Below are 14,631 nucleotides of genomic sequence, written 5' to 3'. Positions count from 1 at the left end.
GACGCATCCGTCACGATACGCGATACGCAACGATACCCTGAAACGCCGCCGGCCTATTCTTCCGCGCGTTGTCGGAAAGCCGCACTCAGCGGGTCAGGCAGTTCGTTCCTGCGTTTTGAAGCCGGCCATTGCCTTCAGCATGACCTGTGAGACGTTCTCCAGGTCGGTGGCGATCGACGCGGCGATATTCATCTGGTTCGCCGTGCTTTCGCCCGCGATCGACAACGACTCCATGTTCTTGGCGATATTTTGCGAGGCAACCGACTGTTCGCTGACCATCGTCGATACATCGTCCGCTCCTACGGCGACTTCCGCCACCAGCGAGTCGATTTCGCCGAGACCCTTCTGCACCTTGTCCATGCAGGTAACGCAGTCCTGTAAGGACGCCTCGCTGCCTTCGAGTGCACACGCCACCTTGCTTGAGCGTTCGCCGAGGTGAACGGTGGTTGCGCGAATCGACTCGGCGGTTTCATTGGAGCGAGTCGCGAGTTTGCGAACTTCGTCCGCGACAACGGCGAACCCGCGGCCGCTCTCGCCGGCGCGCGCGGCCTCGATGGCCGCGTTGAGGGCCAGCAGGTTGGTCTGATTGGCGATCTCCGACACCAGCGCGACGAGGTTGTCGATTTCACCGACGTCCTGGATGAACGACTTCGTCAGTTCGCTCACGGCTTGCAACGATTCTTCCGTCTTGTCGAGCGACCCGGAAAGCGCCGCGAGGTCGCCACCGCCTTCGGCCGTCCTCTGCTGCACGGCGCGTGCAGCTTCCTTCGAGCGTGCCGCCTGGCCGGACACTTCGCTGATTGAGACCGAGATTTCCTCGACCGTCGCCGCCACCGTGCTCGTGACCTCGTGCTGCGCCTGAACCTGTTCGTTGGTCTTGTGTACCACCGAACCGATCTCGTGCGCGGATTTGCCCATGCGCGCCGCCTCGTCCTTGAAGTCGACAAACATGGTGTGCAGCATGCCCAGGAAGGTGTTGAAGGCGCGGGCCACACGCGCGAGTTCGTCACCGCTCGACTCGTCGAGGCGGACGGTGAGATCGCCGCGGCCGTTCGCCAAATCCTCGGCCATGGTGATGAAGGTGTTCAGGCGTTCGGAAAGAATCTTGCGTATCGCGTAAGCGAGGCCGGCGGCGAGGAAGGCGAGGCCGACAATGCCGACGCCGATGGTCACGTAGACCATGCGGTGAGCGATGCTCAGCATCGCGTCGGCCGAGCCGTAGTCGATGCCTACGAAGACGGCTCCGTTGAGATTGCCGCCGAGCTCTACCGGCAGGTACGTGGCCATGTGCTTGCGACCGAACAGCGTGATTTGCCCCGAGTAGCCCTGGCGAGCACCAAGCGCCTTGGCCGCGGCCGACTCAGGGTCGAGGGCGGTGCCTACTGCCCGGGTACCGTCTTCTTTCTTCAGCGTTGTCGTTGCGCGGACGAACTTGCCGTCCTTGTTGACGAATAGCGTGGCAACGGTATTGCCGCCGCTCGTGAAGGGATCGAGCAGGTTTTCCGTTCCCAGCGCGGCGTCGGTCCACTGGGCGGCGTTGCCATAAAGGCCTTTGAGCGAATGAGCCAGCGCGTTGGTTTGCGTTTCCAGTGCCTTGTCCGTCATCTGGGGAATCATCGCCGTGCGGACGAACAGCACGATGGCAGAGATCACCAGCAGCGAGCACAGGCATGACCACAACAATAGCTTCGTCGAGATGGTTCGGGCTTGGAGCTTCATGATCCTGATTCCTTTCGAGGTGAACAGAGGAGCAGAAGAGGCTCGGATGTCGAAGCCGGGTCGAACGGGGGACAGCAAAACGTTGGGAAATGCAGGACATCGGCCGGGAGGCCGCGTCGGGAACATCCGGAGACGAGGGCGCCATTCTTCTGTGCTGATATGGTTTAGTTATGCGGGTCAGCACGAAAAATGATACACCCGGGCGTGCGCCGCCGTGGCGTTAGGCGGTTTACCGTCGGTTAGGGCATCCGGGGGTAAATCTGCCCGCCGGCCGCAGGTGGTTGGCGGACAAGCGGTTTTACTCGGCCCGCAAGGCTTCCACGGGGTCGAGTCTCGCCGCCCGACGTGCGGGGAGGACTCCCGCGAGTAATCCGATGCCGATGGCGACCGCTTCGGCGGCCATCACGAAAACCAAAGGGGTGTGAACCGGAAGGGCGGGCAGCGTGAGGTGGATAGCCTGGGCCAGCCCGACGCCAAGTGTCAGGCCGATCACGCCGCCGAGGGAGGAAAGGGCCACCGCTTCACCCAGAAATAGCCAGAGGATGGTGTGCCGCGGCGCACCGAGGGCGACGAGCAAGCCGATCTCGCTTGTCCTTTCTGTGACCGAAATGGTCATGATGGTGACGATGCCGACGCCGCCGACAAGCAATGAAATACTGCCCAGCGCGCCCACGGCCATGGTCAGGATGTCGAGGATGTTGGACAGGGTGCGCAGCATGTCCTCCTGTGTCGTGACGGTGAAATCCTCCCGTCCGTGGCGCGCCTTCAACGTGGCGATGACGGCTTCCCGAACATGGGTCGAAGGTACGCCTTCCGTGTACGTGAGGTCGATTTTCATCATGCCGGCACGGTTGTAGAGCTCAAGCGCGCGCGCTGTCGGGATATACGCGGCATCGTCGAGGTCGATGCCGAGAAACTGGCCCTTCGATTCGAGCACGCCGATCACGCGGAATTGCAGATTGCCGATCGAGAGACGGGCGCCCAAGGCATTGTCCGCCCCGAAGAGTTCGGTCTTCAGTTTCGATCCGAGAACGACGAAGGCACGCGCATTCTCCGATTCCTCGGGTGGCAGGAATTGCCCGCTGCGCACTTTGATGCTGTAGACCTTGGTCATTGCCGCGCCGACGCCGTTGATCGTCGTGCGGCGCAGGCGGCCGTTGGCCTTGACCTCGGTATTGCCCCAGACGAGCGGCGATACGCCCGTGACGTTCGGCAGGCGTTCGAGCGCACGCGCATCGTCGAGGGTCAGCGGTCGGACCGAACTCGGGATGCCCGTCGGTGCGGGCCCGGAGGTTTTCACCTTGCCCGGCTCGACGCTGACGAGGTTGGTGCCGAATTGAGTGAATTCCGCGAGGACGAAGCGATGCACGCCTTCGCCGATCGACGTGAGCAAGATCACCGCGGCAATACCGACCGCGATGCCGAGCAGCGTCAGAAAGCTGCGCAGTCGATGCGCCGTCAATGCACGCCAGGCGAGGTGGAGGGTATCGGCGGGCCTGATCATCGTCGCCTATCGTTTGGCGAGCGATTCGACGGGGTCGAGCCGAGCGGCACGCCGGGCGGGCAAGACCCCGAAGAGGATGCCCGTCACGAGTGCCGTACCGAGTCCCGCGAGAACGGCCCAATCGGGGGCATAGGCGGGAAACGCGGGATACATCTGGCGCAACAGGAAGGCCGCCGTCTGCCCGATGAGATAGCCAAGGACGGCGCCAGCGAGCGAAAGCATCGCGGCTTCGGCAAGGAAGGCGCGGCGGATCGTCGCTCCTGTTGCCCCGAGCGCCTTCAGCAGGCCGATCTCGGCGGTACGTTGCGTCACCGAGACTAGCATCACGTTCATGACCAGAATGCCGGCGACGGCAAGACTGATTGCCGCGATGCCGGCGACGGCCAGCGTTAGTGCGCCGAGCAGCCGATCGAAGGTGGCGAGCACGGCATCCTGCGTGATGACGGTTACGTCCTCCTCGCCTTCGTGCCGTTGCTTGACGATCTCAGCCACTTGCGTCTTGGCGCGTTCGATTGCTTCGCGGCTGTTGGCCTCGACGAGGATGCGGAACAGCGTGTTGCTGTTGAACATCGCTTGTGCCAAGGCCACAGGAACGATGACCAGCTCGTCGGTATTCTGTCCGAGTCCCTGGCCGGTCGCCGCCATGACGCCGACGATTCGGAAGCGTCGATCGCCGACACGCACCAATTGGCCGAGTGCCGGCTCCGATCCGAACAGTTCATCGCGGATCTTGGCGCCGATCACCGCCTCCGACGCGCCGCGCCGCCAATCGCCCGTGGGAAGGAACCGACCTTGAGCGAGGCTCAGCCGGCGCACGTCGATGAATTCGGCTGTCGCTCCGACGACGAACACTTCGCGCAGCTTGCCACCGAAACTGATCTCGGAGGTGCCGACGGTCATCGGCGCGACGCGGCGCACGGCGCTGGCGCGCAACATCGCCTGCGCATCGTCGACGGTCAGGTCGCGCGGGGTGTTGGTAATGGAATTGCCGGGATTGAAACCACCTGTCTGCGAACGTCCGGGAAGCACGATGACGAGGTTGGTGCCGATCGACGAGAATTCGTTGACGACGTAACGGCGTGCTCCGTCGCCGAGAGCGGTCAGAACGACGACGGCGCCGACACCGATCGACATCGCCAGGACGAGCAGCGAACTGCGCAGCGGATTGCCGGTGGCGGCATCACGGGCGAAACGGAACAGGTCGGGGGCTCGCATCGTACGGCCGTCCTGTACTAATGACGAACTGCCGCGCGCATCAGGCCGCACTCGCCGAATCGTGCCGCAACTCGCCGTCTTCCATCAGCAGTTGGCGCCGGGCGCGGCTGCCGAGGACCGCGTCGTGGGTGACGACGATCAACGTGACGCCGCTCTGGTTGAGCGTTTCCAGGAGATGCATCACTTCCTCGCCGGTCGCGCGATCGAGGTTTCCGGTCGGCTCGTCGGCCAGGATCATCGCCGGTTGCATGACTGTCGCCCGCGCGATGGCGACGCGCTGGCGCTGCCCGCCCGATAGCTCGTTCGGCCGGTGCGAAGCACGGTTGGCGAGGCCGTAGTCGTTGAGCGCCCGCTCGACACGGCGTTGGCGTTCGGCGGGCGCAATGCCAGCGAGCGTCATCGGCAGCGCGATATTCTCGGCGGCCGTCAGCCGGGGAACGAGATGGAAGCTCTGGAAGACGAAACCGATACGCCGGCTGCGCACCCGAGCCTGTTCCTCCGGCGTCAGCGTCGTCACGTCGCGTCCCTCGAGGTGATAACTGCCTGCGTTTGGACGGTCAAGCAGACCAAGGAGATTGAGCAGCGTGGACTTCCCCGACCCCGACGGGCCCATGACTGCGACATACTCTCCCGGGTGGATGCGCAGGTCGAGGTGGCGCAGGGCGTGCACCTCGCTGTCTCCCAAGTGGAAGATCCGCTCGATGCCGGAGAGTTTGATCAGCGCATCCATGCGAAAACGAAAACGAACGCCGACCCAGTTGTTATTTGGTCCCGGCGGTTGCCGGTGCCTCGATGGCGTATGGCGCTCCCGCCTTGACGCCAGCGCGTTCGAGCGAGGTGACCACGCGGTCCCCGACGGCCAGTCCGTCGAGCACTTCGGTGTATTCCCAATTGGCGAGCCCCGTCTTGACCTGCCGTTCCTCAAGCCGTCCGCCGTTTCCCGCGACGAGCACGCGGCCGCCTTCGAGCAGCGCCGACGTCGGCACGCGGATGACATTTGCACGCGCGGCCAGGATCACTTCGACGTCCGAGCTGTAGCCGACGAGGAGTTTTCCGGGGGCCGACGGATCGTCGAACGTCGCTTCGATATCCACTGTGCGCGCCTGCTTTTCGACGGCTGACACATAAGGCGCGATCCGCTTTACTTTGCCGGGGAAGCTCTTCTTCGGCAGGGCATCGAGACTGATGCGCACGGGCTGGCCGACCAGGATCTTCGGCGCGTCGACCTCGTCCATCGGAGCCTTCACGTAGAGGCAGGAGTCGTCGATGAGATCGATGGCCGGCGGCGTCTGTACTCCCGGTGGCGAAGGCGTCGAATATTCGCCGACTTCTCCGACAATCTCCGCGATGGTGCCGTCGAATGGCGCGTAGAGGACCGTCCGGCCTTGTTCGACGCGCGTCGCGTCAACCTTGGCCTGGAATTGCGCGACGTCGGCTTTCGCGGCGGCGCATGCCGCGCGCTTCGCCTGTGCCTCCGTGCGTGCCGATTCTTCGCGGGAACTGGAGACGAAGCCGCGGTCACGCAAGGCTTTCTGGCGCTCCGCTTCGCGCTCGGCGTTCACCGCCTGCGCACAGGCTTCGTTGACCCGCTGACGGGCCGTTGCTACCTGCGCCATGGCCAACGTACTTTGCGCCTGCTGATCGTCGTTCCATAGTTTCATCAGCAGTTGGCCTTTCTTGACGCGGTCTCCCTCTTTGACGGCCAACACTTCGATGCGGCCGCCCATGATCGTGGACAGTTTCGTGCGCTGGCAGGCCTCGACGGTGCCGGCGCGCGTGTTGGCGATGCTCGATTCCACCGTGCCGCGATTGATTTCCTTCGCCACAACGGCGACCGGCTTCGGTCTTCCCAGCCACCACACGGCGGCACCGAGCAGAGCAATGACGACAAAGGCAACGGACAGGCGGCGGATCCAGGGCGACATGGCAAGAGCGGCTTAACCGCGAGGCATAACCAGAACGGTATGGTCGGGCAATTCAGGCGGTGTAGCAAGCCTCTGCAAACGTCGAGCTTTTCGGCGTTCTTCAACGGAGCTCGCTTGAATTCACTTCCCAAACTACCGAGGCCATCGGACCTTGGGAATGACACCCTGAAAAGCTCAACCGAACGACTGCTCTGAGGCCGTATTTGTCGGCCGATTTCCAATCTCGGGATGATGAAAATGTCAAGGAACTTGCCGGCATGCGGCCGGCTAGACGACTGTTAAAGTTTGCAAAGGGTAGGGGGCTGCCCTCATTAACTAGTGACAAGACAACTATATGCGGGTGCATCTTACGTTCGACGTCGAAGTATGGTGCCAAGGGTGGCGGCGCCTGAAGGAAGACTTTCCTCTTGCGTTTCGCAAGTACGTGTACGGGCCTCCTCCCGGGGAGAGCGCGGCACTGCCTCTCAATCTGAGAATTCTCCGCGACCACGGCCTGAAAGCCGTGTTTTTCGTCGAGCCGCTCTTTTCCTTTTGCTTCGGTATCGAGCCTTTACAGGAAATTGTCGGCCTCGTCCTGGACGCCGGCCAAGAGGTACAACTGCACCTCCATCCCGAGTGGCTGGATGAACTCGCCGTGCCGCTGATAGCGAAAAGAAGCAAAACGCGGAATCTGCATTCGCTCGAGCCATCGGAGCAACGGGCTGTCTTAAGCGCGTGTGTCGACCGGCTCGTCGCAGCGGGAGCACCACGGCCAACGGCTTTCAGGAGCGGCAACTATTCGATCAACTCGCACACGCTAAGCGCGCTCAGCGACAACGGCATTGTTGTCGATAGCAGCGTGAACCCTTGTTTCGATTTTCCTTATCCCGGCGACGCGCACACGTGGAACCTTGACCGTTGTTCGGTCGGCGGAATAACGGAATACCCGGTCACGGTTTTCCGGGATGGGTTCGGGAAGAAGCGCCCACTTCAGGTTACCGCCTGTTCTTCTGCCGAAATCGTGCAGGCGTTGCGGGCAACACGCGACGCGGGGCGTTCGGACGCGACGATCGTCTCTCACAACTTTGAACTCCTCACCCCGGACTTGCAGCGTGAGGACCGGATCGTTCGCCGACGTTTCGAGAAGGTGTGTGGGTGGCTAGGGCAACACGCCGATGAGTTCCCGACCGACGGCTTTGCGGCGTCGCCTGTCGTTCTTCCACATCCCGCGCATTCGACCGAACCGCTTTCCCTTTCCCGCTGGGCGACGAGCAGGCGGCACGTTGAACAGCTTGCTCGGCGCTTGGGGCATTTCGCGAGACGCGGGCGGTAGAGCGGCTCCCTCGTTCTTCTCGGCACACCCAGCGCGGGCGGATTACGTTCGAAAACGACAGTTCGCGCTGTGGGGACGGTGCCGCAAAAAACGAAATGCTTGCGAAGGTGATGAGAACACCGGCTTTCGCTTACTCGTGGCTGGTTTCCCCGTCGGTCGCGACCGACAACCGACGCGGGCGTTCTTTTTCCCAGACAACGCGGTCGTCCACCGCGTACAGCCAACAAGTCATTTCTTGCGGGCAATAGCTGAATGCGGTGGAAATCGCGTTGACGTTGTCTGCGCTCATGAACCACCCACCCTTTTCCGTGATGACAAACGCCTTCGGTTTGGGAAGCGTCAGAAAATGCGCGTAGCGTTGTCTTCCTTTATCGCCAAGAGGGACAGCGTTCGCGTCGTCGTAACGAGCGAAGCCGCTCGCTGGGGGAATTTCCTGGGTATGGGTGAAGAAGCGCTGCGCGTGAGAAAGGCGAAGGGGGCGATCCAACTTTTCGGCAAGGTAGTCGAACAGGCGCTCGCGAGAGTTGATGCGCGCCTCCGGATTGCCCCCAACGGTCGCTGTGCCGGATCGCGTATTCCCGACGTTGCGCCGTAAGGTGACAGGTGCCGTACCATCGAAGCCGTGATAACTGCCCGGGTAGACGATGAGTTCTATCCCGGCGTGGGTTTGATTATTGATGCCCGGGGCACGCAGACGCTCTGCAAGTTCGACGCAGGCCTTGGCCGGAGTCCAGTCGTCGAGTTCCCCGGCCATGATGAGCAGTGGCGCAGAGAGGGCGTAGTCGGGCGTTCGATTCGTCGCTGAACACCCGGGGTAATAAGCAACGGCCGCGCGAGGTTGCGTCGGCTGCCTGGCGACGAAGGGATCGCTCCGGTCGAGCGTCTTGAGGACTGTTTGCGCGCCATGCGACCAACCGGCAATTACGATACGGTCGCTGTCGACGTCGCGGCGTGCGGCGAGCCAGCGAATCGCGGCGAAGACATCCTCCCTTCGCTCCTGCTCGCCGAGGGTTCGCTCTCGGTTCGGAATCTCGCAGATCGATTTGATGCCCCGCGGGGTAAAGCTGTCGAGAACGAGGAGATGCATGCCCTCGCGATTGAACCAGACCGCAAGCTCTTTCCACTTTGCAGTGAGCTTTCCCTTGCTATCGAGGGCGCCGGAACAGCCATGCAAGGCGATGATGGCCGGGGCCCTGTCAGAGGCGGGAGCCGACGTCGGGAACCAGTAAGCGGTGAGCGCGCTGTCCTGGCGATAGCTCGGCAGCATGATCGTTGTTTCCTGCGCGAAGCTTGTTGACGTGCAGAGAAAGGCGAGCAGGAAGGCAAACCGTTGGACCATTTTTCGGCGTACGCTGGCGGTACAGCTGTGCAGAGTCGTATGCGTTTCGGGTGAGCGGCCGTGGCCGCCTCGCCGAATGGTAACGCGATGCCGCTGGCAGCGAAAGGAATGGCTGCGCATGACGAATCCGGTCTGCCGCCGCTCCACGTAGCGCCCCCGCCTTCGATGGCAGGGAACGTTACTCCGCTGGCCCTCGTCTGAGTGCTGGCGGGTCACCTCTACAAGGAGAAAACAATGAGCGTTCGTCGATGCGTCGGATATCTGGTGCTTTCCGTTTCGTTGCTCTCATCCGTTGGCGTTACTCAGGCGGCATCGCTGCCGGCGGCCGAGGCGAAAAACGGAATGGTGGTTACCTCGCAACATCTCGCCTCCAAAGTCGGTGTCGATATCCTGAAGGCTGGAGGTAACGCGGTCGACGCGGCGGTGGCGGTCGGATACGCCCAGGCGGTGGTGAATCCTTGCTGCGGAAACATCGGCGGCGGCGGCTTCATGACCATCCATCTGGCCGATGGACGCGATGTGTTCATCAACTTCCGCGAGAAGGCTCCGGCGGCGGCGACGGCGAACATGTACCTCGATGCCGCCGGCAACCCGGTGAAGGATGCGAGCCTGTATGGCTTTCTCGCGGCGGGCGTACCGGGTACGGTACTTGGTCTCGATACGGCGTTGCAGAAGTACGGAACGATGAGCCGCGCACGAGTGATGAAGCCGGCCATCAAGCTCGCCCGGGAAGGTTTCATTCTCAACCGCGGCGATACCGACATTCTGGACACGACGATCGAGCGCTTCAAACAGGACCCGGAATCCGCCCGCCTATTCCTGCGCCGTGACGGAACACCATTGCAACCCGGCGACCGTCTCGTGCAGAAGGACCTCGCACGTGCGTTGGAAGCGATCGCCAAGCGCGGACCGGACGCGTTCTACCACGGCAAGATCCCGCAAGTCGTGGAAGCCGCGGCAAAGCTCGGCGGAGGACTTTTGACGGCGGCTGACTTTGCCGACTATGCGATCAGCGAGAGTAAGCCGGTATCGTGCGAGTACCGCGGTTACGTCTTCCTCTCGGCGCCGCCGCCCAGTTCGGGTGGCACGACGATGTGCCAGATTCTGAACACGCTCGAAGGCTACGATCTCAAGTCGATGGGCTTCAATTCGGCGGCCACCATTCATGTAATGGCCGAGGCGATGCGGCATGCCTTCATGGATCGCAATACCTTTCTCGGCGACCCGGCGTTCGTAACCAATCCGCTCGACCGCCTGCTCAGCGACGATTACGCGGCGGCCATTCGCGCTCGCATCCTGCCGGACAAGGCGACGCCGTCATCTGAAGTCCAGCCCGGAATGCCCCCGCACGAGAAGACCGAGACGACGCACTATTCGATCGTCGATAAGGATGGGAACGCGGTGTCGACCACTTACACCGTCAACGGTCGCTTCGGCGCCGTCGTCATTGCGCCGGGAACCGGCTTCTTCCTGAATAACGAGATGGACGACTTTACCGTCAAGCCTGGCGTAAAGAATCTGTACGGTCTCGTGCAGGGCGCGACCAACGCGATCGTTCCCGGCAAGCGGCCTTTGTCCTCGATGTCGCCGACGCTGGTGACGAAGGACGGCAAGACCTTCATGGTGCTCGGCTCACCGGGCGGTTCACGCATCATTACGATCACGCTGGAGACGGCTCTCAACATCATCGATCACGGCATGACCCCGCAGGAGGCGGTCGATGCGCCGCGCATTCACCATCAATGGCTACCGGACGAGGTGTATTACGAGACCCGCGGCTTGTCCGCCGACACGTTGAAAGTCCTAAAGGACATGGGCTACAAGATGACGGAACAGACGCCCTGGGGCGCCGCGGAACTGATCCTTATCGGTCTGCCGGGAGCCGCGGGTGTCTCACCGGCCAGCTCGGGTAACGATGCGGCCGTGTCTGGTCGCGTCCGCTCCGGTTTTTTCTACGGTGCAAATGACGGCCGGCGTCCGTCCGGGGCGGCGGTCGGCTACTAGAGTAACCGCCGACATCGGTGCTCCCCGGCCGTGACTTGTGCGGTATCGCAAGCGCGGAGAGCGGCCGGGCTATTCCCTAGAGGGCGTGCCTCCTGGGCGGGGATGGGCGGGTTGCACGACGAGACTAAGCATCCCCCGTCGGGGGCAGGGCCACAGACGTGGCATCAATTACGAATCCAAGCGCATCGCGGCCAGCGTAGCATTTTGTTACCTATTCGCGCCGAGGCTGGGCGGTGCGTCGTATAGAATCGGGCTGTCCTGTCGCTCAGGGCATTGACAATAGACCCAAATAAAGAGGTGCTCGCCATGTTCTTCGACAAGAAAACAATCGTCATTCTGCTTGCCGCGCTCGCACTGTCGCCTGCGACGGCGCTTGCTGAGAAGGGTGGGAACAAGCACGGACGGGGCAATCAGGAACGTCCTCAGCATGTCGAAGAGCATCGCGACCGTGGACCTGGAGGGCCGGACGTGCGTGTCGAAGCCTGGTTCGGGGATCACGACCGTACCGTTGCACGCGACTATTACTCCGCCGAAATGGGGCGTGGGAACTGCCCGCCCGGCTTGGCAAAAAAGCGCAACGGCTGCCTGCCCCCCGGGCAGGCAAAGAAATGGGCCGTCGGCAGACCGCTTCCGCGTGATGTGCGCTACTACGAACTTCCGCGCGATCTCGTCGTGCATATGCCGCCGCCTCCACCTGGGCATCGTTATGTCCAGGTGGCCGGCGACATCCTGCTGATTGCCGTGGGCAGCTCGATGGTCATCGATGCGATTCAGGATATCGTTCGCTAATGCATAGCCAGTCGCGTTTCGGATTCCGAATGCTTCGCTCGGCGGCGATGTTTGGTGCCGTGCTCGCGTTTTCCTCCGGTGCGCTGGGAGCGGCTCCGCCGCCTCCGCCTGCCGTTGAGATCGTCGCGGCCGACTTCGGCCTCTTCGATACCAAAGAGAAGGATGAAGTCCAGTTCCGGTCGACGCGTGTTGTGCCGCATCGCGAAGGCCAACGTTACGGCTGGGTGCTCGAACTGCGGACGACGAGACGAAGCGTGAGCGTACGCGAAGAGTATCTCGTGCCCAACGTCGCGAAAGCCGAGAAGTCGGCCGAAGCTCGCAAGGTGGAACGACCAGGCTTTGAAACCGTCGAAATCGACTGGCCAAGACGCAACCAGGTCAGCCAGCGTCAGCTCGTACCCGTTGACGGCAAGATTTTCGGCGAATGGGCCATTGGGCCGAACGAACCTGCAGGGCGCAGGCACCTCGAGGTCATCGTCGAGGGGCAGTTGGCGGCGAGTTTCGAATACGAAGTGAAGTAAGGCCGATTGGGGCGCGACACGGAAGCCCGATGGGTCGCGGTTTCGTTCGGTGACCTGCTTAGGACGGAAACGTCACCGCCGAAAAGTGGCTTCAATTCAAATTGCTTTAACCGGCTCCGGATGAAGGATGCGGCGAACCGAACGTTCGCCGCATGAGAACGACTAAGAATGACTCGGGACCAGCGGTGTAGCTGCCCCCGCATGCTTCTTGGCCAGCTTGGCGGCCTTTTTCTCCTTCGGGGTCTTGGTGGGTTGTTTCTTGGTTTCCTTCGTGCTTTCTTTCGATTTCCCCATTTCTCAGTCTCCTAATAAAGAGCCCGCAGAAGGTGCGCGGGCAATCCAGTATAGGACGCGAACCGCGAGACTGCGAGAAGAGGTTTTAGAGAACAAGGGCAAAAAAAAACGGAACCCGAAGGTCCCGTTTCTTGCTTACCAAGGACTTTGCTCAGTAAACCGGTGCGCCCTTGATCAGGCTCGGAAGCCAGGTCGAGAAAGCCGGCACGTACGTAACCACCGCCATGACCGCGAACAGTGCGCCGTAGAACGGCAGAATGCTCTTCATCACCTGTTCGACTGAAACCTCCCCAATGGCGCATCCGACAAACTGCGTCGTTCCCACTGGCGGGGTGTTCAGTCCCAACGCGCAGTTGAGGAGCATGACCATGCCGAACTGGACCGGCCCCATACCCATTTGCAGAGACAAGGGCAGGAAGAGCGGCGTGCAGATCAGGATCGTGGACGCCATGTCCATGAAGGTGCCGAGCAGGAACAGAATCAGGTTGATGAGGAAGAACATCACGTACGGGTTATCGGTCGCGGAGAGCAGCGCCTGCGCCGTTTTATCCGGGATCTCCAGAATCGCCATGATGTACTGGAACATCGTCGACACGCCGATCAGCAGCAGCACGACGCCGGTGGTCTTGGCGGCTTTAGCCGCCGCCTTCATCAGCTTGTGCCAATCCATCGTACGGTAGGCGACGAAGGTGAGCAGCAAGGAATACGTCACCGCGATGCCGGCCGCCTCCGTTGCTGTCGTCACTCCGGCGATGATGCAACCGAGAATGATGATGACGACCAGCATGCCGGGGATGGCAGAGATGAACGACGTGAAGACCGCATGCCAGCCGGCAAACTTGTCGAGTTGGCTCGATCCATCGGGACGGCGCGGGTAGCCTTCCTTTTTCGCTACCCAGTAGGCGGCGAGCAGCATGCAGACCATCAGGACCAGAACCGGCAGCAGGCCAGCGAACATCAATTCGCCGATGGAGGCGCCCTTGACCATGATGTTCGGGCCGGCCAGCATGCCGGCCGTGCTCGATGCGGCGAACGCATAGATGATCATGTTGTGCGAGGTTGGCATCAGAGCACCGCACAAGGCAGCGTGTGTGGTCACGTTGACCGCGTAGTCGGCGCTGTAACCTTCCTTCTTCATCATCGGGATCATGACACCGCCCATGGCCGAGACGTCCGCCACCGGGGAGCCCGAGACACCGCCGAACAGCGTGCAGGCGACGACGTTTGCCATGCCCAAACCGCCGCGCCAATGGCCCACCAGATTACGGGCGAAATTGACAATCTTGTCGGCGATGCCGCCATGCAGCATCAATTCGCCCGAAAACACGAAGAACGGAATGGCGAGGAACGAAAACACGTTCATCCCGGAAATCATGTTCTGGAACGCGAGTTCCAGAGGGAAGCCCTCAACCCAGTACGTCGCCAGGCAGCTCAGGGCAATCGAAAACGCTACCGGAACCCCGAGCAGCAGAAAAAGGGTGAAGCTAATGCAAAGTACGGTCAGTGCCATGATGGGACCACTTCCTTATCGGTCGACATAGCAATCAGATGCTCGACCGAGAACATGATGATGAGAACGCCAGCGACGATACACGGTATGTAGCGGTAGGCCTCTGAAATCCCAAGCGTCGGTATCAGGTTTGACCACACGGAAATGGCCATCGCGGTGCATCCGAGCACGAGCGATATACCGAAGCAAATGGTGATTACACCAACCAGGTTTCCGACCCAGAATTGAACGCTTTTCGGCAGGAGACCAATCAAAGACTCCATTCCGATATGCCCCTCGTCACGCACACCCGCCGCCGCACCGAACATAGCGACGTTGATAACCAGGATGAGTGCGACTTGCTCCGACCACGCGGGGGCATCGTTGAGTATGTAGCGCCAGATAACAGACCCAACGACAACTGCCACAATGCTCAGCAGGCAGGCGACTGCAATATACATCGCCCAGCGCGATAGCCGAGCGTTAAGGTTTGTTAGCCAATCCATTACTTCACTCCAAA

Annotated in this window: 13 protein-coding genes; 4 read left to right on the top strand and 9 right to left on the bottom strand. The window is 61.6% G+C overall.

The genetic code is table 11. From position 1 onward, the window contains the following. Positions 1-93: 93 nt before the first annotated feature. The 5 genes from NZ453_RS11450 to NZ453_RS11430 all read right to left on the bottom strand — a co-directional run bounded on the left by NZ453_RS11450 (position 94) and on the right by NZ453_RS11430 (position 6,363). Entirely contained in the window at positions 94-1,719 is a 1,626-nt protein-coding gene (locus tag NZ453_RS11450) for a methyl-accepting chemotaxis protein (RefSeq protein WP_263770713.1), read from the bottom strand. Between the two features lie 298 nt (positions 1,720-2,017). After that, entirely contained in the window at positions 2,018-3,220 is a 1,203-nt protein-coding gene (locus tag NZ453_RS11445; protein ID WP_263770762.1) for an ABC transporter permease, read from the bottom strand. Positions 3,221-3,229: 9 nt separating this feature from the next. Next, positions 3,230-4,438: an ABC transporter permease gene (locus NZ453_RS11440; protein ID WP_263770712.1), complete on the bottom strand. Its 1,209-nt coding sequence runs from the start codon at positions 4,436-4,438 to the stop codon at positions 3,230-3,232. Between the two features lie 40 nt (positions 4,439-4,478). Then, a complete protein-coding gene (locus NZ453_RS11435; RefSeq protein ID WP_263770711.1) occupies positions 4,479-5,168 on the bottom strand; it encodes an ABC transporter ATP-binding protein in 690 nt (229 codons plus the stop codon). 31 nt (positions 5,169-5,199) lie between these two features. Beyond that, a complete protein-coding gene (locus NZ453_RS11430) occupies positions 5,200-6,363 on the bottom strand; it encodes an efflux RND transporter periplasmic adaptor subunit (RefSeq protein ID WP_263770710.1) in 1,164 nt (387 codons plus the stop codon). A 334-nt stretch (positions 6,364-6,697) separates the two neighbouring features. Between NZ453_RS11430 and NZ453_RS11425 the strand changes: the two genes are divergently transcribed. Next, positions 6,698-7,675: a polysaccharide deacetylase family protein gene (locus tag NZ453_RS11425; RefSeq protein WP_263770709.1), complete on the top strand. Its 978-nt coding sequence runs from the start codon at positions 6,698-6,700 to the stop codon at positions 7,673-7,675. A 130-nt stretch (positions 7,676-7,805) separates the two neighbouring features. On the opposite strand, the gene NZ453_RS11420 is transcribed toward NZ453_RS11425, so the two are convergent. Beyond that, positions 7,806-9,014: a dienelactone hydrolase family protein gene (locus NZ453_RS11420; protein ID WP_263770708.1), complete on the bottom strand. Its 1,209-nt coding sequence runs from the start codon at positions 9,012-9,014 to the stop codon at positions 7,806-7,808. 234 nt (positions 9,015-9,248) lie between these two features. Here NZ453_RS11420 and ggt point away from each other — a divergent pair, with 234 nt between their 5' ends. The 3 genes from ggt to NZ453_RS11405 all read left to right on the top strand — a co-directional run bounded on the left by ggt (position 9,249) and on the right by NZ453_RS11405 (position 12,328). Beyond that, on the top strand, positions 9,249-11,018 hold the full coding sequence (gene ggt, locus NZ453_RS11415) for a gamma-glutamyltransferase (RefSeq protein ID WP_263770707.1): 1,770 nt from the start codon (positions 9,249-9,251) through the stop codon (positions 11,016-11,018). Between the two features lie 306 nt (positions 11,019-11,324). Then, complete coding sequence (locus tag NZ453_RS11410; RefSeq protein WP_263770706.1) at positions 11,325-11,807, top strand: RcnB family protein; 483 nt, start codon at positions 11,325-11,327, stop codon at positions 11,805-11,807. Between the two features lie 29 nt (positions 11,808-11,836). Further along, positions 11,837-12,328 (top strand): hypothetical protein, encoded by a 492-nt coding sequence (locus tag NZ453_RS11405; protein WP_263770705.1) that lies wholly within the window; start codon positions 11,837-11,839, stop codon positions 12,326-12,328. Between the two features lie 162 nt (positions 12,329-12,490). Here NZ453_RS11405 and NZ453_RS11400 read toward each other — a convergent pair whose 3' ends face one another. From NZ453_RS11400 to NZ453_RS11390, 3 genes are all read right to left on the bottom strand, one after another. Beyond that, entirely contained in the window at positions 12,491-12,622 is a 132-nt protein-coding gene (locus NZ453_RS11400) for a hypothetical protein (RefSeq protein ID WP_263770704.1), read from the bottom strand. 151 nt (positions 12,623-12,773) lie between these two features. Further along, positions 12,774-14,132 (bottom strand): TRAP transporter large permease, encoded by a 1,359-nt coding sequence (locus NZ453_RS11395; protein WP_263770703.1) that lies wholly within the window; start codon positions 14,130-14,132, stop codon positions 12,774-12,776. Next, positions 14,123-14,617 (bottom strand): TRAP transporter small permease, encoded by a 495-nt coding sequence (locus tag NZ453_RS11390; protein WP_263770702.1) that lies wholly within the window; start codon positions 14,615-14,617, stop codon positions 14,123-14,125. The genes NZ453_RS11395 and NZ453_RS11390 overlap by 10 nt, the downstream gene beginning before the upstream one ends. Positions 14,618-14,631 lie beyond the last annotated feature (14 nt).

Origin of the sequence: Propionivibrio soli, assembly GCF_025770765.1 — a bacterium.
Classification (GTDB): Bacteria; Pseudomonadota; Gammaproteobacteria; order Burkholderiales; family Rhodocyclaceae; genus Propionivibrio; species Propionivibrio soli.
This window is presented reverse-complemented; position numbering and strand designations above follow the sequence as displayed.

Coding starts and splice junctions, on each gene's coding strand:
- NZ453_RS11420 (WP_263770708.1), bottom strand. CDS start 9,014: ATGGTCCAACGGTTTGCCTTCCTGCTCGCCTTTCTCTGCACGTCAACA.
- NZ453_RS11435 (WP_263770711.1), bottom strand. CDS start 5,168: ATGGATGCGCTGATCAAACTCTCCGGCATCGAGCGGATCTTCCACTTG.
- NZ453_RS11390 (WP_263770702.1), bottom strand. CDS start 14,617: ATGGATTGGCTAACAAACCTTAACGCTCGGCTATCGCGCTGGGCGATG.
- NZ453_RS11450 (WP_263770713.1), bottom strand. CDS start 1,719: ATGAAGCTCCAAGCCCGAACCATCTCGACGAAGCTATTGTTGTGGTCA.
- NZ453_RS11400 (WP_263770704.1), bottom strand. CDS start 12,622: ATGGGGAAATCGAAAGAAAGCACGAAGGAAACCAAGAAACAACCCACC.
- NZ453_RS11395 (WP_263770703.1), bottom strand. CDS start 14,132: ATGGCACTGACCGTACTTTGCATTAGCTTCACCCTTTTTCTGCTGCTC.
- NZ453_RS11410 (WP_263770706.1), top strand. CDS start 11,325: ATGTTCTTCGACAAGAAAACAATCGTCATTCTGCTTGCCGCGCTCGCA.
- NZ453_RS11440 (WP_263770712.1), bottom strand. CDS start 4,438: ATGCGAGCCCCCGACCTGTTCCGTTTCGCCCGTGATGCCGCCACCGGC.
- NZ453_RS11405 (WP_263770705.1), top strand. CDS start 11,837: ATGCTTCGCTCGGCGGCGATGTTTGGTGCCGTGCTCGCGTTTTCCTCC.
- NZ453_RS11430 (WP_263770710.1), bottom strand. CDS start 6,363: ATGTCGCCCTGGATCCGCCGCCTGTCCGTTGCCTTTGTCGTCATTGCT.
- ggt (WP_263770707.1), top strand. CDS start 9,249: ATGAGCGTTCGTCGATGCGTCGGATATCTGGTGCTTTCCGTTTCGTTG.
- NZ453_RS11425 (WP_263770709.1), top strand. CDS start 6,698: ATGCGGGTGCATCTTACGTTCGACGTCGAAGTATGGTGCCAAGGGTGG.